Below are 1,884 nucleotides of genomic sequence, written 5' to 3'. Positions count from 1 at the left end.
ACAGGATAAGTATGTCATCAACTTTGTGTATGACGAGTTGGAGGATTTCAAGGTGACAAAGAACATCAAAAATGAAAGTGTTCCAGATGCCATCATGAACTTGATTGGTTTTTACCCTATCAAAATGAAACAAGTGGATAATATTATTATCGTTGAATGTATTCAAAAGACTTCTAACAGAATGATGGGACGCATTGTTGACACTCACCATCAACCAGTCGATTTCGCCAATGTCGCTTTGCTCAATGTTAGTGATTCCAGTTTAATCACGGGTGGTGTGACAAATGAGAATGGTCAGTTCGTAATTCCTTGCGAGGTGAAAAAGGCGATTGTGAAAGTGAGTTGTGTGGGCTACAAAACTTACTGTAATGCATATCGTACCGGTGAGGTTGGTGCCATAACCTTGGAGGATGCAACAATTAATCTGCAAAAAGTTATGATTAAAGGTCATCGCAAATACATATCAAGAGAAAACGGTAAACTTACGCTTGACGTTCAAAATTCCAATTTGAAAAATATTGGCAAGGCAACAGATGTTATCAAATATATTCCTGGGATGCTCTATACAAATGGAAAGTATGAGGTGTTTGGTAAGGGTGAGCCTGTCATCTATATAGATGGAAGAAAGCAGACTAATACTTCAGGGTTGTCACTCCTTTCTTCTACCAACGTGAAGTCTGTACAGCTCATAACAAACCCTGGGGCAGAATACGATGCAGAAACAAGGAGTGTCATAAACATCACTACAGTACACCATTCCTTGGATGGACTTTCTGGTATTGTGGGTGCGGAAATCTCCAAACATAAGAATTTGTCTAACAACGAGGAGGTCAACCTCAACATCCACAAGGGAGCTTTGGATGTATTCCTCGCATATCAATATGACAATACGAGAAGTGACATCAGATATGATGTTAACCAGTTCAATTACGAGCAAGATACATTTCATGAGATTTCTGCTTCTGAATATTCCGACCGCTCTCACTCTCATGACTATAATGTTGGTATGAATTATGCCATAAACAAGAATCACACTATCGGCGGAAGATATTTGGGAAGCATCTCCAACTACAAGATGCTCGACTCTCCTTTCGACTATATGCAGACGTACAAGAATGATGAACTGCTGACATCTACAGACAATAAGACTGAAGAATCTGAAAAGGAAAGGTTTCACAATGTCAATCTGTATTATATCGGCAAACTAACAGACAACCTACAGCTCAACTTGGATGCCGACTATGTTTATGCTCAACTGAAACATAAGCAACAAGTGAGCGAGACAAGTAGAATAGATGCTGTCTCAGAAATCACGCATATGCAAAACGACCAGCGAAATCGTGCGACTGCACTCAAAGGGGTGTTTGCTTGGAACATGAATAAGAATAATAGGCTTGATTTCGGAACGGATTTCAGTAAAATCAGTTCATGGGGTATGTCTGTAAACGAAGAAGGGAAGATAGCCGATGACCAATTCAAGAATAAGGAAACCAAGTATGCAGGATTTGCCACCTTTAGTTTGTCTGCCTCCAAATGGAAAGGAAGCATCGGGCTTCGCTATGAGTACATTCATGCCATCAACACAGACCAAGGAGAAGTAAAGAACAAGACCAATTATTCGGACTTACTTCCATCCCTTTCTCTTTCCACTATGTTTGGGAGAGTGGGGATGAATCTTGATTTCAGTAGCAGGGTCAACCGTCCTTCGTTTCGTCAGTTGAACAACAGTGTGAGCTATAACAATCAATACCATTATGAGCAAGGCAACATTTATCTGAAACCGCAATACGTGTATGATACAGAACTTAGTGTGAATTATAGCATATTCGACTTCAAGTTGGATTATCAGTATATCAAGGATTACATCCATCCGACTGTCGTTGC

1 protein-coding gene is annotated in these 1,884 nt (G+C 40.1%); it reads left to right on the top strand.

Features of this window, described 5'->3' with window-relative positions:
* Nucleotides 1–1,884: TonB-dependent receptor (locus NNC77_RS16380; protein WP_254971903.1), on the top strand; the 1,884-nt coding region annotated here is incomplete at both ends.

The organism is Segatella copri (assembly GCF_024330485.1).
Classification (GTDB): Bacteria; Bacteroidota; Bacteroidia; order Bacteroidales; family Bacteroidaceae; genus Prevotella; species Prevotella copri_L.
The sequence above is the reverse complement of the archived record's forward strand: the minus strand, read 5'-3'. Positions and strand labels throughout refer to the sequence as shown.